Genomic DNA, 21,993 nt, shown 5'->3' on the forward strand with positions numbered 1-21,993 from the left:
TGCCTTGGATTGCTTCGCTAACGCTCGCAAAGACGGAGGCACGTGAGCCAACTTGGTCGAAGACGGCTCTCGATGACCCGGCGGTCGTTCTCCATGAGGGAGGCGATGCCGATATCGGTCATCGCAACGAAGGTCGCATCGTCCTGAAATCGCACCTCGATCAGGGCGCGTTGCTTGGGCCCTTCGTCGAGCGCGCCGAGCCCCGCGCCGAGCGCCACAAGGGTCAGCTCGGCCATACGCTGGCTCCCGAATCCATCCACGCTGCGTGATCGCCGGACAGCCGGACGACCGGCAGCAGGCTCGGCGCGGATGATGAAGCTTATTGTCACGCTGAGTCCCTATGGCTTGCCAGCCCGTGGACCCCACCGTGAGCGAAAAACATCCAGAAACGACGAAGCCGCCCGAAGGCGGCTTATCGTTAGTCTGACTTTTGGTTGGGAAAACTGGAGCGGGCGAAGGGATTCGAACCCTCGACCCCAACCTTGGCAAGGTTGTGCTCTACCCCTGAGCTACACCCGCTCTCTAGTGCCTGAGACGCCTCGGAAGTCCGTGTCCGGAAGTCCGTGCCGGCGTCCCCCGGCGCGGCTCTCTAAACACCATTCCTTTCGCCGGCGCAACCCCCTTTTCCGCCTCACCACTGCAAAGCTGGAAAAAGACCCTCTCGCAGCTCCTGCAGCCGCGCGGCGGTGGCCCGCGTGGTGCCGTCCGGCAGGGCATCGAGGGGGAAAAACCCGCTCTCCGCAATCTCCCGGTCCGGTGCCTTCGGCCCTCGAAGGCGGAAAGCGGGGGCCTGGAACAGGGCGATGTGATCGCGGGCGGCCCCCGCCTCGCTGTGGAACAGGCCGAGGAGGCGCAGGGGCGCCATCGCCTCGATCTCCGCCTCCTCGCGGAACTCCCGCACCATCGCGTCGTGGGCAGTCTCGCCACGCTCCACGCCGCCGCCCGGCAGGTGCCAGCCGGCGACGTAGGTGTGGCGCACGAGGCCGACGCGACCCTCCCCGTCGATTGCGATGCCGCGCACGCCGAGGGTGACGCCCCGCGTGGCGAGGGCACCGAGAAGGAAGAGCCGCCGGAAGACGGGCCGGTCGAGGAGCATCCGCCTGGTCAGACGACGTCGAGGGTGATCTCGCCGAGACCCGCCACGGCGGCGACCATCCGCTGCCCGCGCTCCACGGCGCCGACGCCGGAGGGCGTGCCGGTGAAGATCAGGTCGCCGGGCTGGAGGACGAAGTAGCGCGACAGGTAGGCGATCTGCTCGGCCACCGACCAGATCATCTCACCGAGGTCGCCCTTCTGCCGCACGGCGCCATCGACCGTGAGGGTGATCGCCCCGTTGTCAGGATGCCCGATCACCGAGGCCGGATGGAGCGAGCCGATCGGGCCGGAAAAGTCGGCCGCCTTGCCGAGGTCCCAGGGCCGGGACATCTTCTTGGCCTCGTCCTGCAGGTCGCGGCGGGTCATATCGAGGCCGATCGCGTAGCCGTAGACCTGATGCAGCGCGGTCTCGACCGGGATGTCGTTGCCCCCGCCGGACAGCGCCGCCACCATCTCGACCTCGAAATGGTAGTTGGCGGTCTTGGGCGGATAGGGATGCTCCGCCGGTTCCGCGCCGACCACCTGAAGGGCGTCGGCAGGTTTCATGAAGAAGAAAGGCGGCTCGCGATCCGGATCGGCGCCCATCTCGCGGGCATGGGCGGCGTAGTTGCGGCCCACGCAATAGACCCGCCGCACCGGGAAGAAATCCTGGCTGCCGACGATGGGCAGCGTGGTCCGGGGCGGATTCTGGATGACGGACAGCATCGGGATCCTCGGGTGGTTCGCGTCGTCTTCGGCAGCAACTCTGCCGCGATGGACCCTTTGTAGGCCATCGGCCGGGCTTGCTGTATGTGCGCCACAGCGCAAAATTCGGGCGATGTCAGAGCCAGCCCCCGCCGATCTCCTGAACGCCCTGCGCGGTGCCATCGGTGATCGCCATGTCCTCACCGATCCGGGCGTGGTCGCGCCCTACCTCACCGAGCGGCGCGGGCTCTATGCGGGCACCACGCAGGCCGTGCTGCGGCCGGGTTCGACGGCGGAGGTGGCGGCCTGCGTCACGCTCTGCGCCGGGGCGGGCGTGCCCTTCGTGGCCCAGGGAGGCAATACCGGCCTCACCGGCGGCGGCGTGCCCCAGGGCGGGGTGGTCCTCTCCCTGGAGCGTCTGACGGCTGTGCGGGCCGTCGATCCCATCGGCGCGACGATCACCGTCGAAGCCGGAGCGATCCTCGAGACCGTGCAGCAGGCTGCCGAGGCGGCGGGGATGCTGTTTCCCCTCACTTATGCCTCACGCGGCTCGGCACGGATCGGCGGGGGCATCTCCACCAATGCGGGCGGTCTCAACGTGCTCGCCTACGGCAATGCCCGCGAACTCACCCTCGGCCTCGAGGTCGTCCTTGCCGACGGGCGGATCTGGGACGGGCTGAAGACCCTTCGCAAGGACAATGCAGGCTACGACCTGAAGCAGCTCTTCATCGGCTCGGAGGGCACGCTCGGCATCGTGACCGCCGTCGCCCTGCGGCTGTTCCCGAAGCCGCGTTCCCTTGGCGTCGCCTTCGCCGGGCTCGCCTCGGCGCAGGCGGCCCTCGACCTGTTCGTCTTCCTACGCGACCGGGCCGACCGCGACCTCACCGCCTTCGAGTATATGCCGCCCTTCGCCCTGGACATCGCCCTGCGGCACAGGTCCGGCGCCGTTCAACCGCTGGCAGGCGAGCACGGGGCCTATGCCCTCATCGAGTTCTCCTCCTGCCGACCCGGTTCGGAGGCGCGGCATGATCTCGAAGCCGCTCTCAATGAAGCCCTCGAAGCCGGGCTGATCGGCGACGCCACGGTCGCGTCCGGCGGGGCGCAGGCGAACGCCCTGTGGGATCTCCGCGAAGCCGTGCCGGAGGCGCAGACCCGCGAGGGCGGCTCGATCAAGCACGACGTGTCGGTGCCCCTGGCCCGCCTGCCGGAGTTCCTGGAACGGGCGAATGCGGCCTGCCTCGCCGCCATGCCGGGCTTGCGCCCCTGCGGCTTCGGGCATTTCGGGGACGGCAACATCCACTTTAACCTCAGCCAGCCGGTCGGCATGGACAAGGCGAAGTTCCTCTCGCACTGGACCCGCTTCAACCGCATCGTTCACGACATCGTGAACGATCTCGGAGGTTCCATCGCCGCCGAGCACGGCGTCGGTTTGGTGAAGCGCGAGGAGTTGGCCCGCTACGCCCCGCCCGTCGCCCTCGACCTGATGCGCAGGCTGAAGGACACCCTCGATCCAAACGGCCTGCTCAACCCCGGCAAGGTCGTCGCGCCCGCCGGGACGACTGCGTAACAGGGATCGACTTTTGTGCGGCGCGCCATAATTCGGCTCCCCTGACGGAGGAAGACGGGGACGCGGGAGACACACCTGCCGCAATCGAACCTTGGCATTAACCCGTTGCTAAGGCGTCGATCCGACCTTCTGGTGAGGGCGCGACCTGGATCCCCAGGAAAAGGCCCGCCCCTTGCTTCTCGCCGTCGGGCGTCTCGCAGTTGCGAGACAGACCGCCGAGCGCCATCGATCCGGAGTCATCCGCATGCCCACTTCATTGGCCCGCGTGCAGACCACCGAAGCTAGCCGCTATCTGCAGCAGCTCTGCCGCCATTGGAGCCACAAGTTCGACGTCGAGGCCACGACCGATCACGGCACCGTGCCGTTCGGTGCGGACCGCGTCTGCACCCTCGACGCCGAGCCCGACGCCCTCGTCATGCGCATCGAGAGCGCGGACCCGGTGAACCTCACCCGCCTGGAGAACGTGGTCTCCGACCATCTCCTGCGCTTCGCCTTCCGCGAAGGGCTCGGCGACATCCGCTGGTCGCGCGCCGCCGCCTGAGCCGGGCCGGGGCTTAGCGCCCCGCCGCGTCCTCCAGCGCCTCGATGACGAGGTTGCCGTTGGTGTAGACGCAGATCTCCGCCGCGATGCCCATCGCCCGGCGGACGATCTCTTCCGCATTCAGCGGACCGTCCTCCAGCGCGCGGGCTGCGGCGAGCGCATAGTTGCCGCCCGAGCCGATGGCCATGACGCCGCTTTCGGGTTCCAGAACGTCGCCTGAGCCCGACAGGAGCAGGCTGACATCCTTGTCGGCCACCAGCATCATCGCCTCCAGGCGGCGAAGGTAGCGGTCGGTCCGCCAATCCTTCGTCAGCTCGACGCAGGCGCGGGTGAGCTGGCCCGGATACTGCTCCAGCTTGGCCTCCAACCGCTCGAACAGGGTGAAGGCGTCGGCCGTCGCCCCGGCGAAGCCGCCGATCACCGCGCCCTTGGCTAAGCGGCGCACCTTGCGGGCATTGCCCTTTACGATCGTCTGGCCGAGGCTCACCTGCCCGTCGCCGCCGATGACGACGCGACCGCCCTTCCTCACCATCAGGATCGTAGTGGCGTGCATGCTGGGCAGCCCGCCCCGCTCGTCGTGGCTCACGTGTCGGCTCCTGTGTCGTGATGGGGCGCAGATGGGGACCATTCCCCCGCGCGTCCAGAATCGATCCCTCTACCGAGCGCCATCTGCCATTCCTCGCGGACATGCCGGTCGGTCTCGGCCTCGCCGAAGCGCCGGTGGAGGTCGCGCAGATCCTCGGCTCGTAGCAACCGTCCGCAGGCCCAGACCGCCATGCCGCGCACCAGTGGCGAGACATCCGCAAGATGCACCCGCGCGCTGGCGGCGAGATCCGGCTCACCGGAATTGCCGATGGCGATCAGCACGTTGCGCAGGAAGCGGTCGCGCCCGGTGCGCTTCACCGGTGTGCCCGCGAAGAAAGCCCGGAACCCCGCATCGTCCAGGGACGCTAGCAACCGCAGGTCGGGCGCCGCGAGATCGTCGCGGGCGGCGAGGCGCGTTTCGGCCGCCTGCCGGGCGAACTTGTTCCAGGGACACACCGCGAGGCAATCGTCGCAGCCGAACACCCGGTTTCCCATGGCGGACCGCAGCGGGGCCGGGATCGGGCCCTGATGCTCGATGGTGAGATAGGAGATGCAGCGGCGGGCATCGAGCCGGTAGGGCTCGGGCAATGCGTCGGTGGGGCAGATGTCGAGACAAGCCCGGCAGGAGCCGCAGCGATCCGTGCCCGGCGCGTCGGGCGTGAACTCGGCGCTGGTATAGATCGCCCCGAGCAGCAGCCAGTTGCCCGCCTCGCGGGAGATGAGCACCGTGTGCTTACCCTGCCAGCCGAGCCCGGCTGCCTCGGCCAGCGCCTTCTCCATGACCGGTGCGGTGTCGCAAAAGACCTTCACCCGCGCGTCGGCCTTGGCCGACAGGTAGCCGCCGAGCTCCTTGAGTTTGCCCTTCAAGACTTCGTGATAATCGCGCCGCTGGGCATAGGCGGCGATGGCCCCCTGCCCACGCAGCGCCAGCAAGCCCAGCGGATCCTGCTCCGGCCGGTAGCTCATGGCCAGGACGAGGATGCTGCGCACCCCCGGCCAAAGGGTGGTGGGTTGGGCACGCTGGTCAGCGCGCTCCTCCATCCACTCCATGGTGCCGTGAGCTCCGGAGGCGAGCCAGCTCGAGAGCCGCTCGGGCAAGTGGGGGACGCGGTCGGGGCGGGTGATGCGCAGGGCGCAAAACCCCAGGTGCCGGGCGCGGTCTTCGACCAGCCGACGCAGCGTGTCCCCGTGATAAATCCGCCTGACGCTCAGAAATCGAGATCCGCGTAATGGGCGGCCGGCGGCATGCCAGCAACCCGGTCGGCGAGGATGGCGCGGAAGGAAGGCCGCGACTTCACCCGCGCATACCAGTTGCGGGCCATCTCGTCCTCCTCCCAGGGCACGTCCCCAAGATAGTCGACGCAGGAGAGATGGGCGGCCGCCGCGAGATCGGCATAGGACAGGTCGTCGCCCGCGAGCCAGCGGCGCCGGGCGATGAGATAGCCAATGTATTTCAGGTGGTAACGCACGTTGGCGCGGGCCGCGCGGATGGCGTTCATGTCCGGCGGGCCGCCGCCCTGGCTCGACGACATGAACCGCTTGGCGATCTTCTCCGCGACGAGATAGCCGGTCACCTCGCCCTCGAACTTCACGAGGAACCAGTCGAGCAGGCGGCGCACCTCGACCCGGCCCGTGGGGTCCTCCGGCAGGAGGCGGCGCCCGCTCAGGCCCAGCCCGCGCGTCTCATCGAGATATTCCGCGATGACACCCGCGCCGGGGATGACGGTGCCCGTTTGCTCCAGCAGGACCGGCGTGGTCCCGGCCGGATTGATCATCAGGAACTCGTCGCGACGGTCCCAGCTGCGCTCCTCGATGAGCGTCGGCTCAAGACCCATCTCCGCCAGGACCAGCCGGACGAAGCGGGAATTCGCGCAGAAGGGGAAATGATAGAGGTTCGCCATCGAAGCCGCGTTGAGGACGGAACGGTCACATGCCGGAATGTGGCGCGGGGCTCCTTCTCGCGCCGTCCGCCCTGTCGGGCAGGGCTTCGGTTCGAGCGTTATTGCCGGTTTCTTGCCGCCCCATTAACACGCGTCGCCAAGCTCGGTAACCGCCCGTCAACCGCGATGGGCGATGCCAACGAGCGGTTGTGGGTGTGGGGCGGCGCCTGTGGCGTGCGCCGAGTGGCGCGAGGACAGGCATGGATCCGGTCAGCATCGGGAAAGCGGTTCTGCTTGGCCTTGTGGAAGGCGCGACGGAATTCCTTCCCGTCTCCTCCACCGGGCATCAATTGCTGGTCGGACATTTCATCGGCTTCCACTCGCCCAACAACACGTTCGAGGTGCTGATCCAGCTCGGCGCCATCCTGGCGATCCTGTTAGTGTATTTCCGCCGCCTGCTGAACATCGCCACCGCCGTGCCGCACAATGCGCAGGCGCGTCGCTTCGTTCTCGGCATCCTGATCGCCTTCCTGCCCGCCGCGATCATCGGCGGTCTGTTTTCGAAACTGATCAAGGCCTACCTGTTCAATCCCTGGATCGTCTGCGCGACTCTGGTGGCGGGCGGCCTCGTCCTCCTCGTCATCGACGATACCGATCTCGAGGTGAAGAAGACCGACGTCTACGACTTCACCCTGCCGATGGACTTCAAGATCGGCCTGTTCCAGTGCCTCGCGATGATTCCCGGCGTGTCGCGCTCGGGCGCGACGATCGTCGGCGCGATGCTGATGGGCGCCAACAAGCGGGCCGCCACCGAGTTCTCGTTCTACCTCGCCATGCCGACCATGGCGGGCGCCTTCGCCAAGGACCTGCTCGACAACTACAAGAACCTGTCGGGCAACGATGTCGGGCTGATCGTGATCGGCTTCGTCGTGTCCTTCATCTCCGCCCTGTTCGTGGTGCGGAAGCTCCTCGACTACGTGTCGGCCCACGGGTTCCGGCTGTTCGCGTGGTGGCGCATCATCGTCGGCGCCCTGGGCCTGGCGGGCCTGATCATCCTCGGCTGAGGCGAATCACCCAAGACGGGAATTGCATCGGGGCGGGTTCTCGTGCGACGCAGCGCAATGACCGCGGCGGATGAACCGCGGCATCAACGTTGCGACCCGCTTCCCGACCGGCCTCGGCGCCGGTGCGGAAGCGCCTTGAGGGGGGCTCGGCAGATCCGATGGAAGACAGACCGCTCGCCGATCTTTTCGAACCGGCCGACCGCAAGCGGTGGTTGTCCCTCGTCGAGACCGCGCTGAAGGGCGCCGATTTCGAGAAGAAGCTCGTTTCGCGCACCGCCGACGGCCTGCGCATCGAGCCACTCTACGGGCCGGCCGAGGCCGAGGCACAGCCCGTGCGCGCCGCAGGTCCGTGGAAGATCGCTCAGCGCGTCGACCATCCCGACAGTGCCGCCGCCGCGCGGCAGGTGATGACCGATCTCGAAGGCGGGGCGGATGCCCTCGTCCTCACCTTTGCCGGAGCACCCGGTGCGCGCGGCTTCGGCCTGACCGTGACCGATGCGGACGGGCTCGACGCCGCCCTGTCGAGCGTGATGCTGCCGCTGATCGGCCTGCGGCTCGATGCGGGCGGACGCGCGCTCGACGCCGCCCGCTGGGTCCGCGATCTCGCGGTCAAGCGCGGCGAAGACCTGTCGAGTTACGATCTCGACCTCGGCATCGATCCGGTCGGCGTGCTGGCGGCCACGGGCAGCCTGGGCGCGGTGTGGCGGGAGATCGCCCCTCGCCTCGCCGAGGCGGTCACCGAACTGAACGCGGCGGGCTTCACCGGCCGCGCCCTGCTGGCCGACGGTCGCCCCTATCACGAGGCGGGCGCGGGCGAGGCCGCCGAACTCGGCGCCGTGCTCGCCACGGCGGTCGCCTACCTGCGGGCCCTCGAAGCCGGGGGCATCGACCTCGACACGGCCCGCGACCGGATATCCGTCCTGCTGGTGGCGGATGCCGACGAATTCGTGACCCTGTCGAAGTTCCGCGCCATGCGGCGCCTCTGGGCGCGCGTGGAGCAGGCCTGCGGCCTCGCACCGAAGCCGCTGCGCATCCATGCCGAGACGGCGTGGCGGATGATGACCAAGCGCGAACCCTTCACCAACATCCTGCGCACCGGCATGGCCGCCGCCGCCGCAGGCATGGGCGGGGCCGACGTGGTGTGCGTGCTGCCCTGCACTCAGGCGCTGGGATTGCCGGATGCCTTCGCCCGCCGGGTCGGACGCAACAGCCAGATCGTGCTGATCGAGGAATCGCATCTCGGCCGTGTCACCGATCCGGCCGCGGGCGCGGGCGGGTTCGAGGCCCTGACCGGCCAGATCGCCGAGACGGCATGGGATGCCTTCCGCGCCATCGAGGGCGAGGGCGGCATCGTCGCCTCCCTCAGCGTCGGCAAGATCCAGCGGCGGATCGAGATGCTGCGCGAGGCCCGCGCCAAGGCGGTAGCCACCCGCAAGATGCCGCTGACCGGCGCCACCGAGTTCCCGAATATCGCCGAGAAGCCCGTCGCCGTGCTCGACGTGCCCCCAATCGCCTCCGGCAAGCCGGCCAATTTCGGCACCGGCGCTGCGGTGGCCTGCGATCCTCTGCCCTCACAGCGTCTCTCCGAGCCCTTCGAAGCCCTGCGCGACGCCTCCGACGCGGCCCTCGCCAAGTCGGGCAAGCGGCCCGGCGTATTCCTGGCGAATCTCGGCTCGCTGGCGGCCTTCAACATGCGGGCGACCTTCGCCGCCAACGCCTTCGCGGCGGGCGGGCTGGAAGCCCTGTCGAACGAGGGCTTCGCGGACACGGCCGCGCTGGTGGCGGCCTACAAGGAATCCGGCGCCTCCCTGGCCTGCATCTGCTCGTCCGACGCGGTCTATGCCGAGAGGGCGGTGGAGGCGGCCGAAGCGCTGGCTGCGGCGGGCGCGGGGACGATCTACCTCGCGGGCCGCCCAGCCGATCTGGAGGCTCCGCTGAAGGCGGCGGGTGTTCACGGCTTCCTCTATGCAGGCTGCGACCTTCTGGCGCTGCTTGACGATGCGTTGCGCCGGGGCTTGCGCGCCAGCCCCCGCTGATAGCGATCAGGCTGACACGATGATGGCGACATCCTCCCTCGTCCCCCGCCTCGCGGCGTGCCTTGTCCTGTGCGCGACCCCCGTCCTAGCGGCGTCGGGACGCGTGGCGGTCCCGGCGCGGTTCGACGGGACGTGGAGCGTCGAGATTCTCACGGAATCCGGCGCCTGCGACCGCAGTTACAGCTACCCCGTGCGGATCGAGAACGGGCAGGCCCGGTTCGTCGGCACCGCCTTCACGGTGAGCGGGCAGGTCGCCCGCAACGGGGCGATCCGCGGCTCGGTCTCCTCCGGCCTCGCGACGGCGAACGTCGTCGGCCGTCTCGGCGTGGACGGCCGGGGCCGGGGCACATGGACCTCCTCCGGCACGCTGGAGTGCCGGGGCCACTGGAACGCGGTGCGGCGAAGCTGACCCAACCCCCCGGCGCGGTTCTTGCGATGTCTTAAAACGACACGTCGCTACCGCGCCCCGGCCCTGTTCCCGACGCAATCCGGGGGGATTCTGGAACCCGGTTCGGACACCCCGACGAGGCCGCCCGCATGAAGTCCCCGATCCTCGCCACGCTCGCCGTCATCACGCTCGTGTCGGCCGCCGAGGCCCGCCCGCACCGTGTCGGCAAATCGTCCGATCCGGTTGCGGCCGAGAAGGTGATGGCTCCCCTGCGGCAGGCCGCGACGGATTGCTTCGCCGAGACGGTGATGTCGAACCCGAAGGCGATCCGCGAGGCTCGCGCGGGCCACTGGTACGAGGCCGCGAGCGTCACCGGCTTCCTGTGCCGCCCGGAAGTCGCGTCGATGATCCAGGCGCATGACCGCCTGTTCGGCGCCCGTACCGGCGAGCGGTACTTCAAGGGTGCCTACGCCCGCCATCTCGACAAGCAGCTCGCCGAGCGGCTTCAGCCGATGCTGGAGCGCAAGGCCGTGGCGAGCGCCGAGCCGCCTGCCGAGAAGGCCTCGGCCGAAGAAGCCGCCCCGGCCGAGTGACGGGAACCGGGCTTTCCGGCCGCGCTTCCGGGTGAGAGGAGCGCGCCATGGCCTACGAACTGCACTATTGGCCAATGATCCAAGGGCGCGGCGAGTTCGTCCGCCTCGCCCTGGAAGCGGCGGGTGCCGCCTATGTCGATGTCGTCCGCCAGGATGACGACGAGGGTGGAATCGAGCCGATGCTCGCCCGCCTGTCCGACCCCAAGTCTCCGCGTCCTCCCTTTGCCCCGCCCTTCCTGCGCGATGGCGATCATGTGATCGGCCAAACGGCGGCGATCCTCCTGTATCTCGCACCGAAGCTGGGCCTCGTCGGCTGGGACGAGACCGACAGGATCTGGACGCATCAGATCCAGCTCACCATCGAAGATGTGGTGGACGAGGCGCACGATACGCATCATCCGGTCGGGGTCGGCCTCTATTACGAAGATCAGAAGCCCGAGGCCCTCCGCAGGGCCGAGGATTTCCGCAAGCACCGCATCCCGAAGTTCTTCGCCTGGTTCGAGCGGGTGCTCGACGGAAACGGGAGCGGATGGCTCGTCGGCCGGTCTGCGACCTATGCCGACCTGTCCCTGTTCCAGCTGGTGGAGGGGCTGTCTTACGCCTTCCCCACGGCCACGCACCGCGCCTTGGGCCGCACGCCTCGTGTGGAGTCCCTGCGTGATGCAGTCAGGGGGCTTCCGCGCGTGGCCGCCTATCTCGCGAGCGATCGTCGCATCCCGTTCAACGAGGACGGCATCTTCCGGCGCTATCCCGAACTGGACGGATGAAGGGGCGGCCCGGTTTCAGCGTCCCACTCCCTCTCCCCGTCCGCGATAGGACAGGGCTTCCGCGAGATGAGCCCGCCTCACTGGCTCCTCCCCATCGAGATCGGCCAAAGTGCGGGCGACCCGGAGCACCCGGTGGAAGCTACGTGCAGAGAGCCGCATCGTCTCGGCCGCCTGCCGGATCAGCGCTGTCCCCTGCGAGTCGGGGCTCGCCACCGCCTCGATCACCTTGGCCGGGCAGGTGGCGTTCGTGGTCTCGGGCGGTAGGTCGAGGGCAGAGTAGCGTGCCGTCTGCCGGGCACGGGCAGCGGCGACGCGGGCAGCGGCCTCGGCCGACCCCTCTGACGGGGCCGGGAGGATCAGGTCGGCGGCCGAGACTGCGGGCACCTCGATGCGCAGGTCGATCCGGTCCAGAAGGGGACCGGAGATGCGAGCCTGATACTGCGCCATGCAGCGCTCGTTCGGTCCCCGGCGGCAGGCGAAGCCGGGCTCCAGCCCCTGCCCGCAGCGGCAGGGGTTCATCGCTGCGATCAACTGGAATCGCGCCGGATAGGTCACGCGATGGTTCGCCCGCGCGATCATCACGTTGCCCGTCTCCAGGGGCTGGCGCAGGGAATCGAGCACCTGGGGGCTGAATTCCGGCAACTCGTCGAGGAAGAGCACGCCGCCATGGGCCAGCGAAACCTCTCCCGGCCTCGCACCGTGGCCGCCGCCGACGAGCGCCGCCATGGAGGCGGAATGGTGCGGCTGCCGGAACGGCCGCCGGTTCGACAGGGCGCCGCCCTTCAGCCCGCCCGCCACGGAGCGCACCATGGCGATATCGAGCAATTCCCGAGGGGAGAGCGGCGGCAGGATCGAGGGCAGCCGCGCGGCGAGCATCGACTTGCCCGCCCCCGGCGGCCCGTTGAACAGCAGGTTGTGGCCTCCGGCCGCCGCGATCTCCAGGGCGCGCTTGGCCCCCTCCTGACCCTTGATGTCGGCGAGGTCGGGCAGATCCTCGTCCGCCGCCGCCAAAGCGGCGCTCGGCCGAGCCATGACCTGGCTGCCCTTGAAATGGTTGGCGAGCTGGATGAGCGAGCGCGGCGCAAGCACGTCGAGATCGCCCCCGGCCCAGGCCGCCTCCGGCCCCGTCGCCGCCGGGCAGATGAGCCCGAGTCCCCGTTCCGCCGCCGCCAGCGCGGCGGGGAGAACGCCGCTGACCGGCGTGAGCGTGCCGTCGAGCGCCAGTTCCCCGAGGACGCTATAGCCCGCCAGCGCATCCGCCGGGATCGCCCCGATGGCGACCATGACGCCCAGCGCGATCGGAAGGTCGTAATGCGAGCCCTCCTTCGGCAGATCGGCCGGGGCGAGGTTCACAGTGATCCGCTTGGCCGGGAGGGCGAGGCCGGATGCGATCAGCGCCCCCCTCACCCGCTCGCGCGATTCGGCCACCGCCTTGTCGGCGAGGCCGACGACGGTGAAATTTACCGAGCCCGGGAGGATCTGCACCTGCACATCGACCGCGCGTGCCTCGATCCCTTCGAAGGCGACGGTCGCGACGCGGGTAACCATCCTGGCAGGCGCTCCGGTGAGAATGCCCGCGACCGGGCGTCGCACCTCTGCGGGAAAATCGATGGCGGCTCAAGCCGGTCGGCCGTTTGGAACCCACGGCGTGCTTGGCGGTTCGGCCAGTGTTACAAACCAGAAACGGAGACCGCCATGCGTCTGATCCCCGGCCTCGCCGCCCTCGCCTTCGCACTGACCCTCGCCCCCGCTGCCCATGCGGACACTCCGCTTCCGGCCGAGCAGCAGGCCAAGGTCGAGGCGATGCTGCGTCAGGAAGGGTTCACCAAGTGGAGCGAAATCGAACTCGATGACGGCATGATCGAAGTGGATGACGCGATCGGCGCCGACGGCAAGAAGGTGGATCTGAAGCTCGACCCGAAGACGCTCGCCATCGTGAAGCGCAAGGCCGACTGAAGTCGCATCCGCCCTCGTCCGCCAAGCGGGCGAGGGCCTGCGGGACTCGCATGCCACGAGGTGGCCACGGTCGCGCGGTAGGGTCGTTTTGAGCTGCAGGCCGAATTCGTTTACAATGAGTTACGAATTCGGTTGGCTTTCACCGTGAATCCGGAAGTGTTCCTTCCGCGGTGCGAGGCCACACTGTAGTCGTTCAAGCTGCTCGCCGAACCCGACGGTCCCCGTGTCGACGCTCCATCTCGCTAGCCCTGCCCGTGCCATCGCCAGCCGCTGGATGCGGCGCGCCGCTTTGGCGCTGGGGCTGCTGGTCGTCCCCACCGCCGTCCTGGCCTACGCCGACCTGCTTCCCGAATCCCTCGACATGCTCGGCATCGACCTGCAGGAGACGCCGGACCTGCCGCACGTCGCCCGGCAGATCGCGATCGGCGCGCCGCTGCGGATCGTCGCCTTCGGCTCATCCTCGACGGAGGGGATCGGCGCGTCGAGCCCGGCCAACGCCTATCCCGCCCGCCTCCAGGCGGACCTGCGCACCAAGCTGCACGGCGTCGAGGTCACGGTGATCAACCGCGGCATCGGCGGCGAACACGTGGACGACATGCTTGCCCGCCTCGAGCGCGACGTGATCGGGCCCGAGCCGCAGCTCGTCATCTGGCAGACCGGCAGCAACGATCCCCTGCGCGGCGTCTCGCTGGAGCATTTCCGCGCCGCCACCCTCGACGGCCTCCGCCGCATCCGCGACGCCGGCATCGACGTGGTGCTGATGGAGCCGCAATGGTGCCCGAAGCTCGAAGCGACGCCGGGCGCCAACCGCTTCCGTGATGCGGTGCGCGAGATCGGCGACGAACTCGACATCCCCGTGATCCGCCGCGCCGACCTGATGCATGGCTGGGTTCGCGACGGGAAGCTGACGCCCAAGCAGCTCTTCGCCTCGGACGGCCTGCACATGGCCGACAGGGGCTACGCCCTGCTCGCCTCGGCAGCCGCCGAATCGATCCTGCGCGATGCGGGCCCGGTGCAGGTGGGAACGCCGGTCGCGGAATAGTCGCCCCTCCGGCTTGACGGAGGCCCCGGCCTCCCGGACACCCGGATCCATGAATCTCTTCGTCTTCGGTCTCGGCTTCACCGGCCGCCGTTTTGCGGAAGCCGCACGCGATCGCTTCGGCACCATCCGGGGCACGGTGACGGAGGCGTCCGGCGCCGCCCGGATCGAGGCGGAGACGGGCTTTTCCATGCGGGCCTACGGGCCCGAGACGAACGACCCGCGTATCGCGGCCGACCTTGCCGACAGCGACGTCCTCCTCGTCTCGGTTCCGCCGGATGCCGAGGGAGACCCCGTGCTGCCGCGCTACGCGGAGGCCATCGCGAAAAGCCGCATCGGCTGGATCGGCTATCTCTCCACCATCGGCGTCTATGGTGACCAGGGTGGCGCCTGGATCGACGAGACCACTCCACCCGCCGCCCGCAGCGAGCGGACCCGTTCCCGCCTCGCCGCCGAGGCGGCGTGGCTGGCGCTCGGCGAGCGCACGGGCAAGGCGGTGCAGGTGTTCCGCCTGTCGGGGATCTACGGGCCGGGCCGCAACCCGATCGTGAAGGTGCGCGAGGGACGGTCCCAGCGCATCGTGAAGAAGGGTCAGGTCTTCAACCGCATCCACGTGGACGACATCGCGACCACGCTGCTCGCCTCCCTCGACAGGCCCCGGCCCGGCGCGATCTACAATGTCACCGATGACGAGCCGACGCCGCCGCAGGTGGTGATCGAGCATGCCGCCGCCCTGGCGGGCCTGCCGCCCCCGCCCGAGGTTGATTTCGAGACGGCCGACCTCTCGCCCATGGCGCGCAGCTTCTACGGCGAGAACAAACGGGTGAAGAACCAGCTGATCCGCGAGGAACTCGGCGTCAGCCTCGCCTACCCGACCTATCGCGAAGGGCTCGCCGCCCTGGCGGGGGAATAGCGCCGCTCAGGCTTCGAGATGCCGGGGCCGCACGAGACGGCGCAGCAACCCGCCCTGAGGCCCGACCAGTACGGAGGCGACGTAGAAGCCTCCCGCCGCGAGCACGATGGCTGGGCCACTCGGCAGATCGAAATGGTAGGACAGGCTCAGGCCGCCGACGCTCGCGAGGCAGGCGATGCCCACGGCCACCGCCATGATGAAGCCGAGCTCTCGCGCCCAGAACCGCGCGGCCACGGCGGGCAGCAGCATCAGACCCACGGCGAGCATCGTGCCGAGCGCCTGGAAGCCGCCCACGAGATTGACCACGACGAGGCCGAGAAAGGCGAAGTGGACCGGCCCCCCGGCCCGGCTGACGCTGCGCAGATACAGCGGATCGACGCATTCCAGCACGAGCGGCCGGTAGATCAGTGCCAGGGTGACGAGGGTAAGCGTGCAGATGCCCCCGAGAAGCATCAGCGCCGGATCGTCCAGAGCCAGGACCGAGCCGAACAGGAAGTGCATCAGGTCGACTTGCGACCCGCGCAGCGACACGAGCAGGACGCCGCTCGCCAGCGAGATGAGGTAGAAGGCGGCGAGGCTCGCATCCTCGCGCAACACCGTCGTGCGGGTCACCGCACCTGCGAGCAGCACCACCGCCAGCCCGGCCACGAGGCCGCCGATGGTCATGGCGGGCAGGGACAGGCCCGCCACGACGAAACCCGCTGCTGCGCCCGGCAGGATGGCGTGGCTCATGGCATCGCTCATCAGGCTCATGCGCCGAAGCATCAGGAACACGCCGACGGGCGGCGCCGAGACCGACAGGGCGAGGCAGCCCGCCAGCGCCCGGCGCATGAAGCCGAACTCGATGAACGGTGCGAGGGGATCGATCACGCGGCGTCCTCGCGACCGTGAACATGCGGATGGACGTGAGCCTGTCCGTGGGAATGCTCGTGGGCATGCCCATGATGATGCCCATGATCATCGGCATGACCCGGCGGGCTCGCATCGGCTCGCGGAGGGGCGTGCCGCGCCCCGTCGCAAACGGGTGCGTCCTCGTCCCAGGCTTCCGAGAGGCTGCGGGCGCGGGCGAGGTTGTCCTGCGTCAGCACCCGCGCGGTCGGCCCCCAGGCCACGGGCTCGCGAGCGAGCAGCAGGGTCGTCGGGAAATGCGTGCGGATCTGCGCGAAATCGTGAAGGGCGGCCACGACCGTGCGTCCCTCCTCGTGCCAGCGCCGCACGAGGCCGAGCAGATCGTCGGTGGTCCGCGCGTCGATGCCGGTGAAGGGCTCGTCCAGCAAAATCGTCCGGCAATCCTGCAAGATCAGGCGGGCGAACAGGGCACGGCGAAACTGCCCCCCCGAGAGCGTCCCGATGGGACGCGCCTCGAAGCCCGACAAGCCGACCGTCGCCAGGGCCTCGCGCACCACCGGTGCGGTGCGCCGCAGGGCGCGCCACGGTCCGAGGCGCCGCCACAGACCCATCGCGGCGAGGTCCATGACGCTCACCGGGAAGCTGCGATCGATGGCATCGATTTGAGGCAGGTAGGCGATGTCGTCCGGACGGTCGATCCGGCCGTCGAGAACCGGGATCTCTCCGGTCAAGCCTTTGAGCAGGGTCGACTTTCCGGCTCCGTTCGGACCCGCCAGGGCGAGGAGGTCGCCGGCCCGGATCGTCCCGTCGAGATGGTGGACGGCCGGGTGCCTGTCATAGCCGAGGGTCAGCCCATGCAGGTGGATCGGGGTGGAGGCGGCGGCGCTCACGCGGCCAGAGCCCAGGCGATCGCCATCCAGACCGACCCCGCCAAGATCCCCGCCAGGACGAGGCGAGCAAGCAGCCCACTGCGGTACAGCGTCGGACGGGGCATGACGGATGGGCGGGACAAGGGACGCTAACTTCACGAGACGAGGGACGGGCGGGACGCGCGTTCGGCCAGCGCGGCGGGGTGGCCGCGTCCCGGCGTCGCGCCGACCCCTGGTGCGGTCCCGGCCGGGAGTGATACACTGTAACAAAGCCGCCGTACAACTGGCGGGCCGCCGAGCCGCCATCGGGAAACGCCACCTTGCCAGCCGCCGGACATCACAAAGAGCACGACCACACGCATGATCACGCGCATGGCTCGTCCTGCCGGGCCGAGCCTGCGGAGATCGTGCGCCGCGCCGAAGATCTATGCCGCGAGAAGAGCGTGCAATTCACCGCCCTGCGCCGCGAGGTGCTCGACGCGGTGGTCCACAGCGAGAAACCGCCGGGTGCCTACGACATCGCGGAGCGCCTGAGCCGCCCTGGGCGGCGGGTGGCGCCGGTCTCGGTGTACCGCGCCCTCGATTTCCTGACGGAACTCGGCCTCGTCCACCGCATCGCCAGCCGCAACGCCTTCGTGCCCTGCGCCCACGCGCACGGATCGGCGGAGAACGTGGTGTTCCTGATCTGCAAGACCTGCGGCGGCATCGACGAGACGACATCGCCCGAGATGGAGAGCGGGCTGGGCAAGACCCTCAAGCGCGCGGGCTTCACTCCGAGCCACAGCATCCTCGAAGTGGAAGGCGATTGCGGCGCCTGCCGGGACAAGGAGCGACGGCAGGGCTGAGCGGGGTGCGTCGGAAAGGCCAGGAACTCCCCATAAAGCCGCGGGCTTGAGCCTCTACGGAGCCTCATGCCATGCCCTCCCGCCCGATCCTGATCGTCCCCCTTCTGCTCGCGGCGACACCCGCCCTCGCGCAGGGGCGCCCCTCGACCGTCGCGATGAGCTGCGCGCAGACGGCGCGTCTCGTGAACGCACAGGGTGCGATCGTGCTGGGCACGGGCGGCCAGACCTATGACCGCTTCGTCCGCGACCGCTCGTTCTGCGAGCCGACCGAGATCGCCCGGCGGGCATTCCGGCCGACGCGGGACAACCCCAGCTGCCTGATTGGTTATACTTGCTACGAGCCGAGCCGGGACGATTGGCTGGGCAGCGACTTCTGACGCACATCCCCCGTTTCTGGCTCAGCGGCTTGTCCCACCCCTGAACCTGCACCTTGCCCGATGATGATCCGCCGGTCCCCGGCGCGGCGGGTAAAACCGGTGGCGTCGAGGTGTTCCAGCAGGGGAATCGAGAACTTGCGCGAGATGCCGAGCGCTGCTCCCGCCTCGCGGGCCAGGAAGCCGCTCTCCGCATCCGTCGCCTCGGGGAAGGCATCGCGCAGGCGTGACCGGGCGCTCGCCACGGCCTCCCGGTGGAACAGCACCGCCCGGCGCTGCACCCGATCGACGGCCCGGATGATCGTGCCGGAGCCGATGAGGTAGTTCAGCGCGTCGCGGCGGCGGATGTCGCGCCCGATCGCCTCGGCCTCGTCGGGTGGGTTGAGCCCGGCCTTGCGGAAGGACTGTTCCAGACGGCGGACCGTCTCGGTCTCGTTCCGGGCCGGGTCGAAATCCGTCCGGCGCCACAGGGTCCCGACCTGGGTCATCTCTCCCGTGCCGACGAGATCGCGCAGAACCGCCCCCGTTACCGGCTCCGGCAGGGCGAGCAGGCGCGCCACCTGATCGAGCGACGCCCCATGATCCATCGGGCGTTCCCGGTGAAACTGCGCCATCGCGCCCAACGTCCCGGTGCGCACCGCGGCGAAGGCGGGCGATCCGACGAAGCGATCCGCGATCTCCCGCGCCCCGGCGGCGGTGAGCAGGCGGCGGACGCGCTCCGGCGCGGTGCCGGCGAGGCGGGCGAGTTCCGCGAGCGGTGCGCCGAGCGCCCCGGCCTGCCCGAGGCGAACCGTCAGCGCCTCCGCCGGCCGACCGGCCGCGATGGCCGCGAGGTCGGCGGTGACCCGAGGATCGTGGCGGCGGCGGCGGCGGCTCGCAGGGTCGAGGATGCGTCCGCCCGCCACCGTGGCGGCGGGGGAATCGAGGCGAAGCACGAAGGGCTCGCGGGCGGGCACCGCCACATCCTCGGCGAGATGGAGCTGCGCCTGCGCCGTCTGGCCCGGCTCCAGGCTCGGGCGGTCGAGGAGGCGCAGGCGTGCCTCGACCTCGGTGGTGCCGAAGAGAAGGCGGCAGGCGAGGCCGCTGGGCAGCGGGGCCTCAGCGCTCGCGGCGGCGGTCAAGGCGACGTCGAGCCAGCGGCTCGGCACGAGCAGATCCGGCAGGCTGAGCGCTTGGCCTCGGGCGATCTCATCGAGCCCGACGCCACGCAGGGCCACGGCCGTGCGGCGGCCGGGCTCGGCCGCCTCGACGCTGCGCCCATGGATCTGGAGACCTCGCACGACGGCACTGCGTCCGCCCGGCACGATCACCACGGTGTCGCCCACGGCGAGACGACCCCGGCGCAGGGTGCCGGTGACGACGGTGCCGAAGCCCGCGCGGGTGAAGACCCGGTCGACCGGAAGGTACGGGAAGCCATCATCCGTGCCCGGATTCGCCTCCGTGAGCAGGCCGAGGAGGGCAGAGGACAGCGCCGGGATACCGAGCCCCGAAAGCGTCGAGGTGGCGATGACCGGCCCTGCTTCGATCCCCGCCCGGGCAGCGGCGGCGGCGATCTCGGCCGAGCGGGCCTGGATCGTTTCCGGCGAGGCGAGATCGGCCTTGGTCAAGGCCAGGACGCCCCGGCGCACGCCGATCAGCCGGGCAATCTCGAGGTGCTCGACGGTCTGGGGCTTGATGCCCTCGTTGGCGTCCACCGCCAGCAACACGGCCCGCATGCCCGTCGCGCCCGAGATCATCGCGCGCACGAAGCGCTCGTGCCCCGGCAGATCGACGAGGTCGATGTCCCCGGCCTCGCCGGATAGCAGCGCGAAGCCCGGCACGATCGACACGCCCCGGGCCTGCTCCTCCTTCAACCGGTCGGTTTCCACGCCGGTGAGCGCCCGCACCAGAGCTGTTTTTCCGTGATCGACATGGCCGATGACGCCGACGAGGAGTGTCTTCAACACAGTCACGAAGGATGCTCGACTGACAGGCTGTGCGCTCACACGAGGTGAGCGGACCCCGCTCCGTCAAGGGGCGGGCAAGCAGGCTGGGTTTGGGAGCCAAATACTATTTCGGACAATTAAATTGCAAGCGAGTTAATGCGCTGCGGCAACTTTCCGGTGTTGGGACGATCGGGTGATGGGGCCGATAAGATCGGATCGCTCGGCCGCGTCAAGCGTAGAAGAGGCCGGGGCGGACGGTCGCGGACCGACGTGGTAGAGCGACGTATCGTCCTGTCTGACGATCATTCGGGAAGAGGGACCTATGAACGAGGCGGTGCAAGGGGCGGACGAGCCGCGCGAGGTCGAGCTGAAGCTCGAATGCGACGGCGCCGGCCTCATGGCCCTGATGGCGCACCCCCTGCTCGGCGACGTCGCCGCCGCCGAGCCCCAGCGTCTGCGCACGTGTTATTACGACACGCCGAGCCGGGCGCTGCGCGAGGCGGGACTGACGCTGCGGATCCGCACGAAGGACGGCCGCCACATCCAGACGGTCAAGGCTGGCGCCGACCAGATCGGCCTGTTCGATCGGGCGGAATGGGAAAGCGAGGTCCCCGGCGACGCTCCTGATCCCTCAGCTTGGGCGGACACCGCCGCCGAGCCCGTGCTGGCCGAGGAGAAGGGGGCGCTGGAACCCCTTTTCACCACGGTGATTGCCCGCCGCGTCCATCCGATCAGCTTCGGCGAATCGCGCATCGCGGTGACCCTCGATGACGGCCGGATAGAGAGCGCGTCCGGTGACGCTCTGCTCTGCGAGGTCGAACTCGAACTGGAGAGCGGCCGGGTCGCGGACTTGTTCTCCCTCGCTCAGGCGCTCTCCGAATCGACACCGCTGCGGCTCGCCGTTCTGTCGAAGAGCGCACGCGGCTTCGCGGTGCTCGATCGCGAGGTCCCCTCCCCGGCCAAGGCCGACGCGGTGGAACTCTCCCCTGAGGACGATGCCGGGACGGTGTTCCGCACCGTCGCCCGCGCGTGCCTCAGGCATCTGCGCATCAACGAGACCGCCTTCCTCTACGGCCCGCGCGATCCGAGCGCCCTGCACCAGATGCGCGTCGCCCTGCGGCGGCTTCGCTCGGCGCTCTCGCTCTGCGCGCCGTTGTTCGAGGACGATCCCCGTGCCTTGGTGCTGGGCGACGAGATCAAACGGGTGACGGAGCCGTTCGGCCACGCCCGCAACCTCGACGTGTTCCTGCACGATACGTTGCCGGTCCTGGCCGAGCACAACCCCGACCATCCGGGCATCGGCGAGATTGGTGAGAAGGCCAGGGCCGCCCGAGAAGAGGCCTATGCCGCCGTTAACGAGATCCTGGCCAGCGCACAATGGCGCGGCCTGCTCCTCGACATCGCGGGCTGGGTCGAGGCAGGACCGTGGACGGAGCAGGACGCGGCCCGGCAGGATGGGCGGCACTTCGCGGCCGGTATCCTCGACAAGGCGCGTCGCCGTCTGAAGAAGCGGGGGCGCGGCCTGCGCCACCTCGATGCCCATACCCGCCACAGGGCACGGATCTCGGCCAAGAAGCTGCGCTACGGCGCGGAGTTCTTCGGCGGCCTGTTCCCGAAGTCCAAGGCGCAGCGGCGCCAGAAGGCGTTCGGCCATGCCCTGTCGGACCTGCAGGACCATCTCGGAACGCTGAACGACATCGAGACCGCCCGCAGCCTGCCTCTCGGAATCGCGAGCGAGGACGGGCCGGCGATGCCTGAGATCGATGAGAAGCGGGTGACGGAGTTGCTCGACAAGGCGGCAGACGCGCGCGCCGACCTCCTCGACGTCAAGCCCTTCTGGCATTGAGGCGGTCGCACGAAAGCACCGGAACGGCGCGGCTCTGGGGCATGCCGCATTCCGCTCCGGCGCTAACGGGACGAGGACGAACCCGACCAGGGATTGGAAGGGTTCGTCCTGTCGGCCGCGCGAGGGGGGGAGCGCGACCGGACATGATCATGAATCGCTCATGTTGCCGGTCGATGT

General features: G+C 69.4%; 23 protein-coding genes and 1 tRNA gene. 13 read left to right on the forward strand and 11 right to left on the reverse strand.

The window, feature by feature from the left end; all coding sequences use genetic code 11:
- Positions 1 to 17: 17 nt before the first annotated feature.
- From J4O73_RS01755 to J4O73_RS01770, 4 genes are all read right to left on the reverse strand, one after another.
- Positions 18 to 236, reverse strand: coding sequence for a hypothetical protein (locus J4O73_RS01755; RefSeq protein ID WP_426214190.1), 219 nt, complete (start codon positions 234 to 236; stop codon positions 18 to 20).
- Between the two features lie 208 nt (positions 237 to 444).
- Positions 445 to 519: transfer RNA gene (locus tag J4O73_RS01760), tRNA-Gly, on the reverse strand.
- A gap of 112 nt (positions 520 to 631) precedes the next feature.
- Positions 632 to 1,096 (reverse strand): NUDIX domain-containing protein, encoded by a 465-nt coding sequence (locus J4O73_RS01765; RefSeq protein ID WP_426214191.1) that lies wholly within the window; start codon positions 1,094 to 1,096, stop codon positions 632 to 634.
- Positions 1,097 to 1,104: 8 nt separating this feature from the next.
- Positions 1,105 to 1,800, reverse strand: a complete 696-nt coding sequence (locus J4O73_RS01770; protein ID WP_426214192.1) for a fumarylacetoacetate hydrolase family protein — start codon at positions 1,798 to 1,800, stop codon at positions 1,105 to 1,107.
- 112 nt (positions 1,801 to 1,912) lie between these two features.
- Here J4O73_RS01770 and J4O73_RS01775 point away from each other — a divergent pair, with 112 nt between their 5' ends.
- On the forward strand, positions 1,913 to 3,346 hold the full coding sequence (locus tag J4O73_RS01775) for an FAD-binding oxidoreductase (RefSeq protein ID WP_426214193.1): 1,434 nt from the start codon (positions 1,913 to 1,915) through the stop codon (positions 3,344 to 3,346).
- A gap of 244 nt (positions 3,347 to 3,590) precedes the next feature.
- Positions 3,591 to 3,887, forward strand: a complete 297-nt coding sequence (locus J4O73_RS01780; RefSeq protein ID WP_378968703.1) for a DUF2218 domain-containing protein — start codon at positions 3,591 to 3,593, stop codon at positions 3,885 to 3,887.
- Positions 3,888 to 3,900: 13 nt separating this feature from the next.
- Here J4O73_RS01780 and hslV read toward each other — a convergent pair whose 3' ends face one another.
- The 3 genes from hslV to J4O73_RS01795 are packed head-to-tail and all read right to left on the reverse strand — an operon-like array spanning position 3,901 to position 6,373.
- Complete coding sequence (gene hslV, locus J4O73_RS01785) at positions 3,901 to 4,440, reverse strand: ATP-dependent protease subunit HslV (RefSeq protein WP_426214858.1); 540 nt, start codon at positions 4,438 to 4,440, stop codon at positions 3,901 to 3,903.
- Positions 4,441 to 4,469: 29 nt separating this feature from the next.
- Positions 4,470 to 5,651, reverse strand: coding sequence for a tRNA epoxyqueuosine(34) reductase QueG (queG, locus tag J4O73_RS01790; RefSeq protein WP_426214860.1), 1,182 nt, complete (start codon positions 5,649 to 5,651; stop codon positions 4,470 to 4,472).
- 29 nt (positions 5,652 to 5,680) lie between these two features.
- On the reverse strand, positions 5,681 to 6,373 hold the full coding sequence (locus J4O73_RS01795) for a glutathione S-transferase family protein (protein WP_378968701.1): 693 nt from the start codon (positions 6,371 to 6,373) through the stop codon (positions 5,681 to 5,683).
- Between the two features lie 239 nt (positions 6,374 to 6,612).
- Between J4O73_RS01795 and J4O73_RS01800 the strand changes: the two genes are divergently transcribed.
- The 5 genes from J4O73_RS01800 to J4O73_RS01820 all read left to right on the forward strand — a co-directional run bounded on the left by J4O73_RS01800 (position 6,613) and on the right by J4O73_RS01820 (position 11,200).
- A complete protein-coding gene (locus J4O73_RS01800; RefSeq protein ID WP_426214194.1) occupies positions 6,613 to 7,416 on the forward strand; it encodes an undecaprenyl-diphosphate phosphatase in 804 nt (267 codons plus the stop codon).
- A 158-nt stretch (positions 7,417 to 7,574) separates the two neighbouring features.
- Positions 7,575 to 9,452, forward strand: a complete 1,878-nt coding sequence (locus J4O73_RS01805) for a methylmalonyl-CoA mutase family protein (RefSeq protein ID WP_426214195.1) — start codon at positions 7,575 to 7,577, stop codon at positions 9,450 to 9,452.
- Positions 9,453 to 9,474: 22 nt separating this feature from the next.
- Positions 9,475 to 9,861 (forward strand): hypothetical protein, encoded by a 387-nt coding sequence (locus tag J4O73_RS01810; RefSeq protein ID WP_426214196.1) that lies wholly within the window; start codon positions 9,475 to 9,477, stop codon positions 9,859 to 9,861.
- 128 nt (positions 9,862 to 9,989) lie between these two features.
- Entirely contained in the window at positions 9,990 to 10,433 is a 444-nt protein-coding gene (locus tag J4O73_RS01815; protein WP_426214197.1) for a hypothetical protein, read from the forward strand.
- Positions 10,434 to 10,480: 47 nt separating this feature from the next.
- Complete coding sequence (locus J4O73_RS01820) at positions 10,481 to 11,200, forward strand: glutathione S-transferase (RefSeq protein ID WP_426214198.1); 720 nt, start codon at positions 10,481 to 10,483, stop codon at positions 11,198 to 11,200.
- 15 nt (positions 11,201 to 11,215) lie between these two features.
- Here J4O73_RS01820 and J4O73_RS01825 read toward each other — a convergent pair whose 3' ends face one another.
- On the reverse strand, positions 11,216 to 12,748 hold the full coding sequence (locus J4O73_RS01825) for a YifB family Mg chelatase-like AAA ATPase (protein WP_426214199.1): 1,533 nt from the start codon (positions 12,746 to 12,748) through the stop codon (positions 11,216 to 11,218).
- A 147-nt stretch (positions 12,749 to 12,895) separates the two neighbouring features.
- Here J4O73_RS01825 and J4O73_RS01830 point away from each other — a divergent pair, with 147 nt between their 5' ends.
- From J4O73_RS01830 to J4O73_RS01840, 3 genes are all read left to right on the forward strand, one after another.
- Positions 12,896 to 13,156, forward strand: a complete 261-nt coding sequence (locus tag J4O73_RS01830; protein WP_426214200.1) for a PepSY domain-containing protein — start codon at positions 12,896 to 12,898, stop codon at positions 13,154 to 13,156.
- A 274-nt stretch (positions 13,157 to 13,430) separates the two neighbouring features.
- The gene (locus J4O73_RS01835) at positions 13,431 to 14,198 is read left to right on the forward strand and encodes an SGNH/GDSL hydrolase family protein (protein ID WP_426214862.1); all 768 of its coding nucleotides are present in this window, start codon (positions 13,431 to 13,433) and stop codon (positions 14,196 to 14,198) included.
- 49 nt (positions 14,199 to 14,247) lie between these two features.
- Entirely contained in the window at positions 14,248 to 15,108 is an 861-nt protein-coding gene (locus tag J4O73_RS01840; RefSeq protein WP_426214201.1) for an SDR family oxidoreductase, read from the forward strand.
- A 6-nt stretch (positions 15,109 to 15,114) separates the two neighbouring features.
- Here the strand turns inward: J4O73_RS01840 and J4O73_RS01845 are convergent, their stop codons facing one another.
- Together J4O73_RS01845 and J4O73_RS01850 are read right to left on the reverse strand one after the other, a co-directional pair.
- The gene (locus J4O73_RS01845; protein ID WP_426214202.1) at positions 15,115 to 15,978 is read right to left on the reverse strand and encodes a metal ABC transporter permease; all 864 of its coding nucleotides are present in this window, start codon (positions 15,976 to 15,978) and stop codon (positions 15,115 to 15,117) included.
- A complete protein-coding gene (locus J4O73_RS01850; protein ID WP_426214203.1) occupies positions 15,975 to 16,847 on the reverse strand; it encodes a metal ABC transporter ATP-binding protein in 873 nt (290 codons plus the stop codon). The genes J4O73_RS01845 and J4O73_RS01850 overlap by 4 nt, the downstream gene beginning before the upstream one ends.
- A gap of 299 nt (positions 16,848 to 17,146) precedes the next feature.
- Here J4O73_RS01850 and J4O73_RS01855 point away from each other — a divergent pair, with 299 nt between their 5' ends.
- Positions 17,147 to 17,671, forward strand: a complete 525-nt coding sequence (locus J4O73_RS01855; RefSeq protein WP_426214204.1) for a Fur family transcriptional regulator — start codon at positions 17,147 to 17,149, stop codon at positions 17,669 to 17,671.
- Positions 17,672 to 17,742: 71 nt separating this feature from the next.
- On the forward strand, positions 17,743 to 18,048 hold the full coding sequence (locus tag J4O73_RS01860) for a hypothetical protein (protein WP_426214205.1): 306 nt from the start codon (positions 17,743 to 17,745) through the stop codon (positions 18,046 to 18,048).
- On the opposite strand, the gene selB is transcribed toward J4O73_RS01860, so the two are convergent.
- Positions 18,006 to 19,997, reverse strand: coding sequence for a selenocysteine-specific translation elongation factor (gene selB / locus J4O73_RS01865; protein ID WP_426214206.1), 1,992 nt, complete (start codon positions 19,995 to 19,997; stop codon positions 18,006 to 18,008). The genes J4O73_RS01860 and selB overlap by 43 nt on opposite strands.
- Before the next feature lie 295 nt (positions 19,998 to 20,292).
- Here selB and J4O73_RS01870 point away from each other — a divergent pair, with 295 nt between their 5' ends.
- On the forward strand, positions 20,293 to 21,816 hold the full coding sequence (locus tag J4O73_RS01870) for a CHAD domain-containing protein (protein ID WP_426214207.1): 1,524 nt from the start codon (positions 20,293 to 20,295) through the stop codon (positions 21,814 to 21,816).
- Positions 21,817 to 21,993: the final 177 nt, after the last annotated feature.

This window comes from Methylobacterium sp. NFXW15, assembly GCF_049887755.1.
In the GTDB taxonomy this organism is placed as follows: Bacteria; Pseudomonadota; Alphaproteobacteria; order Rhizobiales; family Beijerinckiaceae; genus Methylobacterium.

What these genes read in the sequence shown, in the direction of transcription:
- hslV (WP_426214858.1), bottom strand. Translation starts at nt 4,440, where the DNA reads ATGCACGCCACTACGATCCTGATGGTGAGGAAGGGCGGTCGCGTCGTC.
- J4O73_RS01825 (WP_426214199.1), bottom strand. Translation starts at nt 12,748, where the DNA reads ATGGTTACCCGCGTCGCGACCGTCGCCTTCGAAGGGATCGAGGCACGC.
- J4O73_RS01755 (WP_426214190.1), bottom strand. Translation starts at nt 236, where the DNA reads ATGGCCGAGCTGACCCTTGTGGCGCTCGGCGCGGGGCTCGGCGCGCTC.
- J4O73_RS01820 (WP_426214198.1), top strand. Translation starts at nt 10,481, where the DNA reads ATGGCCTACGAACTGCACTATTGGCCAATGATCCAAGGGCGCGGCGAG.
- J4O73_RS01805 (WP_426214195.1), top strand. Translation starts at nt 7,575, where the DNA reads ATGGAAGACAGACCGCTCGCCGATCTTTTCGAACCGGCCGACCGCAAG.
- J4O73_RS01770 (WP_426214192.1), bottom strand. Translation starts at nt 1,800, where the DNA reads ATGCTGTCCGTCATCCAGAATCCGCCCCGGACCACGCTGCCCATCGTC.
- J4O73_RS01800 (WP_426214194.1), top strand. Translation starts at nt 6,613, where the DNA reads ATGGATCCGGTCAGCATCGGGAAAGCGGTTCTGCTTGGCCTTGTGGAA.
- J4O73_RS01775 (WP_426214193.1), top strand. Translation starts at nt 1,913, where the DNA reads ATGTCAGAGCCAGCCCCCGCCGATCTCCTGAACGCCCTGCGCGGTGCC.
- J4O73_RS01810 (WP_426214196.1), top strand. Translation starts at nt 9,475, where the DNA reads ATGGCGACATCCTCCCTCGTCCCCCGCCTCGCGGCGTGCCTTGTCCTG.
- J4O73_RS01830 (WP_426214200.1), top strand. Translation starts at nt 12,896, where the DNA reads ATGCGTCTGATCCCCGGCCTCGCCGCCCTCGCCTTCGCACTGACCCTC.
- J4O73_RS01870 (WP_426214207.1), top strand. Translation starts at nt 20,293, where the DNA reads ATGAACGAGGCGGTGCAAGGGGCGGACGAGCCGCGCGAGGTCGAGCTG.
- J4O73_RS01835 (WP_426214862.1), top strand. Translation starts at nt 13,431, where the DNA reads ATGCGGCGCGCCGCTTTGGCGCTGGGGCTGCTGGTCGTCCCCACCGCC.
- J4O73_RS01765 (WP_426214191.1), bottom strand. Translation starts at nt 1,096, where the DNA reads ATGCTCCTCGACCGGCCCGTCTTCCGGCGGCTCTTCCTTCTCGGTGCC.
- J4O73_RS01780 (WP_378968703.1), top strand. Translation starts at nt 3,591, where the DNA reads ATGCCCACTTCATTGGCCCGCGTGCAGACCACCGAAGCTAGCCGCTAT.
- J4O73_RS01795 (WP_378968701.1), bottom strand. Translation starts at nt 6,373, where the DNA reads ATGGCGAACCTCTATCATTTCCCCTTCTGCGCGAATTCCCGCTTCGTC.
- J4O73_RS01815 (WP_426214197.1), top strand. Translation starts at nt 9,990, where the DNA reads ATGAAGTCCCCGATCCTCGCCACGCTCGCCGTCATCACGCTCGTGTCG.
- J4O73_RS01860 (WP_426214205.1), top strand. Translation starts at nt 17,743, where the DNA reads ATGCCCTCCCGCCCGATCCTGATCGTCCCCCTTCTGCTCGCGGCGACA.
- J4O73_RS01840 (WP_426214201.1), top strand. Translation starts at nt 14,248, where the DNA reads ATGAATCTCTTCGTCTTCGGTCTCGGCTTCACCGGCCGCCGTTTTGCG.